Annotated in this window: 2 protein-coding genes; both read left to right on the forward strand. The window is 60.9% G+C overall.

What is annotated here, in order from left to right:
• Positions 1-3570 (forward strand): phosphoribosylformylglycinamidine synthase (purL, locus tag ACTG3T_RS06285; protein ID WP_439101411.1); only part of this gene is annotated, 3570 nt, incomplete at its 5' end.
• A 167-nt stretch (positions 3571-3737) separates the two neighbouring features.
• Positions 3738-4906: SecDF P1 head subdomain-containing protein (locus tag ACTG3T_RS06290; RefSeq protein ID WP_439101412.1), on the forward strand; the 1169-nt coding region annotated here is incomplete at its 3' end.

Here is a 4906-nt window from a genome sequence, read left to right on the forward strand (position 1 = left end):
TGTGCCTACGAGCTCGAGGGTCTCAAGCCGGGGACTCAGGACTGGAATGACCTTTCCGGCGAGCTCCACGATCGAATGGTGGAAGAGACCACGTGCACGCTCCCGGGGGTGGCCGCGCTGTTTTCCCAGCTTGCGCCGGCAAAAAGCAGTGAGGTGGATGTACTCGGGCAGGGGCGTGCGGCGCTCGAGGCCGCCAATGGCGCCCTGGGATTGGCTCTGGCAGAGGATGAAATTGACTACCTTTGCGATAGTTTTTCCAGCCTGGGACGCAATCCGCGGGATGTGGAACTCATGATGTTCGCCCAGGCCAATTCGGAGCACTGCCGCCATAAGATTTTCAATGCGAGCTGGACCTTGGATGGCGAAGAGCAGGCAAAGAGCCTGTTTGCGATGATCCGAAATACCCATGCAGCGAGTCCCGAAGGCGTGTTGTCGGCCTATTCCGACAATGCCGCGGTGGTGGCGGGCCCGAGGGCGAGTCGGTTTGTACCCGATGGGGTTTCCCGGGAGTACGACAGCAAAGCGCAGCCCGTGCATCTGCTTATGAAGGTAGAAACGCACAACCATCCTACCGCCATCGCGCCGTTTCCCGGTGCGGGTACCGGCGTCGGCGGCGAAATTCGTGATGAGGGGGCGGTGGGTCGCGGGTCCAAGCCCAAGGCGGGGCTCACCGGCTTCAGTGTATCTAATCTACGCATACCGGGATTGGAAGAACCCTGGGAGGTGGATAACGGAAAGCCCGCACGTATCGCCTCCGCACTGGATATCATGCTGGAGGCGCCTATCGGTGGCGCCGCCTTTAACAATGAGTTTGGTCGGCCCAATCTTTGTGGCTATTTCCGCAGCTATGAGCAGCGCGTCCCGTCCTCAGGCGATGCTGCGAGCCCCACGGATTATCAGCTTCGCGGGTATCACAAACCCATCATGATTGCCGGTGGTTTTGGCAATATTGCTGCCGAGCATGTGGATAAGCCCGAGTTTGCACCGGGCGCCGCGCTGTTGGTGCTCGGTGGTCCGGCCATGCTTATCGGCCTCGGCGGAGGAGCGGCCTCCAGTATGGCGAGCGCCGATGGGCAGGAATCCCTGGACTTTGCTTCCGTGCAGCGCCAGAACCCCGAAATGGAGCGGCGCTGTCAGGAGGTCATCGACCGTTGTTGGCAGCTCGGCGATCACAATCCCATCGCCTTTATCCATGATGTAGGCGCCGGGGGGCTGTCCAATGCTCTCCCTGAGCTTGTTAAAGATGGCGGCTGCGGAGGTCTGTTTTCTCTGCGGGATGTTCCCTGTGATGATCGTGGCATGTCACCGCTGGAAATCTGGTGCAACGAAAGCCAGGAGCGTTACGTGTTGGCAGTGATGCCTGAGCATCTGGAGCAGTTCAAAAGTATCTGCGCGCGGGAGCGTTGTCCCGTAGCCGTGGTTGGGGAAGCCACCGCGGACAAGGCCATTGTGGTCACCGACAGTCATTTTGAGGACACACCGGTAGCCATGCCCATGTCGGTGTTGTTCGGCAAGCCGCCGAGGATGCATCGGGAGGATCATCGTCTTCCGCCTCCCAACAGGCCCTTTGCCGCTGCGACATCGGTCGAGGATGCCCTGCATCGGGTGTTGGGCTTGCCAACGGTAGCCAGCAAAAGCTTTCTGATTACCATTGGTGACCGGACGGTGACCGGCCTGGTGGCCCGTGATCAAATGGTGGGTCCCTGGCAGGTGCCGGTGGCGGATTGTGCCGTGTCGCTGGTGAGCTATGACTCCGACAAGGGGGAGGCCATGGCCATGGGCGAACGTACTCCCGTCGCGCTGCTGAGCAGTCCCGCGTCCGCCCGAATGGCCGTGACCGAGGCCATCACCAATATCTGCGCCGCCCCCGTGGCGCGCATGAGTGATATTCGCCTGTCTGCCAATTGGATGTGTGCGGCCAACACCCCGGGCGAGGGCGCGGCTCTCTTTGATGCAGTGCACGCTATTGGCGAGGAGCTGTGTCCGGCGTTGGGCATTGCCATCCCGGTGGGTAAAGACTCCATGTCCATGCAAACACGCTGGCAGCAGGACGGCAAAGAGCAAACGGTGACGGCGCCTATGTCCCTGGTGGTGTCGGCTTTTGCGCCCGTGGGTGATACCGCCGACACCTTAACGCCCGTGCTGACAGCCGGTCCCGAGCTGAGTCTGGTGCTTGTTGATCTTGGCCGGGGTAAGGATCGTCTGGGAGCATCGGCTTTGGCCCAGGTTTACGGCGAGCTGGGTGCCCATCCGGCAGACCTTGATAGCCCCAAGGACCTTCTGGCGTTCTTCGAGTTATTGCAGTGGGGGAAAGCCCGTGGTGATGTGATCGCCTACCACGACCGTTCCGACGGCGGCCTTGCGGTGACGCTGCTGGAAATGGCTTTTGCCGGCCGCTGCGGTCTGGAAATCATGTTGCCGGAGGGCGTTGATGCGCTGGCAAGACTATTTTGTGAAGAGCCCGGCGCGGTGGTGCAGATTCCCAAGTCCCAGCTCGCGGACTGGTCGTCCCGTGCGGAGCAGCTGGGCATCGGTGACTGCCTGCACACGCTGGGCTATGCCCGTAAAGATGAGCAGGTAAGAATCTGGTCCGGCGATGAGGCGCTCATTGACACCATGCGCGGTGCTTTGCAGGAACGGTGGAGTCAGTGCAGCCATGCCTTGCAGCGGTTACGGGATAATCCCGACTGTGCCGATGAGGAGTGGGCGCGCATCGCTGCCCCGGACCCGGGCTTGTCGGTACATCTGAGTCCGGCACTACGGGATAGCGCCGCGCCGATGATTAACAGGGGCGTGAAACCCCGGGTGGCGGTGCTTCGCGAGCAGGGTGTGAATGGCCAGGTGGAGATGGCCGCGGCATTTGATCGGGGTGGTTTTACCGCGGTTGATGTGACCATGAGTGACCTGTTTGCCGGAGACGCCAGTCTCGAGGACTTTGCCGGGCTCGTAGCCTGCGGCGGGTTCTCCTTTGGCGACGTGTTGGGGGCTGGCGAAGGCTGGGCAAAGTCCATATTGTTTAACCCACGGCTCCGCGACAGTTTCAGCGCGTTTTTTGCTCGGCAGGACAGCTTTGCGCTGGGCGTCTGTAATGGCTGCCAGATGCTCTCGGTGCTTCGGGAGCTGATACCCGGTACTGAGCACTGGCCCTGGTTTCGGCGCAATCGATCCGAGCAGTTTGAAGCGCGGCTTTCCATGGTCGAGGTGGGGGAGTCGCCTTCAATATTCTTCCGTGGCATGGCCGGGTCCCGACTGCCTATCGCGGTCGCCCATGGTGAGGGGCGGGCGGTGTTTGCTGATGGGGCGGCCCAGGAGCGATGCGAAGCCTCGCAGCTGGTGGGTCTGAGGTATATAGAGAACAGCGGGGAAGTCGCCGAGCGTTACCCCGCGAATCCGAATGGCTCTCCGTCGGGCATCACCGGCGTGTGCAATGAAAGCGGCAGGGTGACGATTATGATGCCCCACCCGGAGCGGGTGATTCGCCGGCGGCAGTTTTCCTGGGCGCCCGATGAGATGGATGAGGAATCCCCCTGGCTTCGCCTGTTTCAGAACGCGCGCAGCGCCATCGACTAGTCTCGCGGCTTTTCGTGGGGAGTATCGGGCTCCCGGTGCGCGTGATTGCAGGGCGGCGGCCCTTGAGACCTGACGATCAGCGTCTATAATGCGGCCCCTTATTCTCGGTGGCCCGGTGTTAAACGGTGTTCGTTTGACGCTACTGCCGCACTACTGCAGACCTTGGCATGCTCAATCGTTACCCAATTTGGAAATACCTGATCGTTTTGATCGTCGTGCTTGGCGGGGCGCTGTATGCGTCTCCCAACCTCTATGCGCCGGATCCGGCCCTGCAAATCGCCGGGGAGAGCAGCGGCACGGTAATCGATGATCGATTACTGAGTCGTGCCACGGACGCGCTTAACGAGGCGGGTATTGAGCATTTTGGAGAAATCATAGAGCCCAGCGGGCGCAGTGCGCTGATCCGCCTGGAAGAGCAGGAGACACAGTTGCGTGCCCAGGCGGTCGTATCCCGCGCCCTGGGCGATGGCTACATTATTGCCCTTAATCTCGCAGAAACCACTCCCAACTGGCTCACCGGTGTGGGTGGACAACCCATGAAGCTGGGGCTGGACCTGTCCGGCGGCGTGCATTTCAAGCTGGAGGTGGACACGGCTGCGGCTATCGAGCGGCGCATGGAGTACTACCTGAATGCCACCAAGCGCTCTCTTCGCGAAGAGCGTATTCGGGGTTTTGTAGGATTGGACGGCGACCGTGCCGTGGTGGGGCGCTTTCGCAGCGAAGATCTCCGGGAGCAGGCTCGCAGCCTCATAGCTGACGCTTTTCCCGAGCTTCTTTTGGATCGTGTTGACCAAGAAGACGAGTTCATTATCTACGCGCGGATGACTGATGTAACCGTCGATGAAATTATCGATTACTCGGTGAGTCAGAACCTCACGACGCTGCGTAATCGCGTCAACGAGCTTGGCGTGTCCGAGCCCCTGGTTCAGCGTCAGGGCCGGAACCGTATTGTTGTGGAACTCCCCGGTATTCAGGACACGGCGGAAGCCAAGCGGATTCTCGGCAAGGTCGCCAACCTGGAGTTCCGCCTGGTAGCCAACGCCGATGCGCCGGCCGCCGAGCGCCAGCGCTTCGAATACCGCAGCGCAGACCGCCAGGGCGCCACCGAGTATCTTGAGCGCGACGTCATTATTACTGGCGAGCGAGTCTCCAACGCCCAGGCAAGCTTTGACCAGAACGGGCGACCCAACGTACAGATCAGCCTCGACAGCGAGGGCGGCACCCTCATGTCCCGCGCTACGCGGAACAACATCAAGCGTCGCATGGGTGTGCTCTTTATCGAACGAAAATATCGCACCCGTTACGAGATGGACGAAAACGGTGAGGAAGTGGCCGT

It is taken from the genome of Congregibacter sp. (assembly GCF_965660375.1).
Classification (GTDB): Bacteria; Pseudomonadota; Gammaproteobacteria; order Pseudomonadales; family Halieaceae; genus Congregibacter.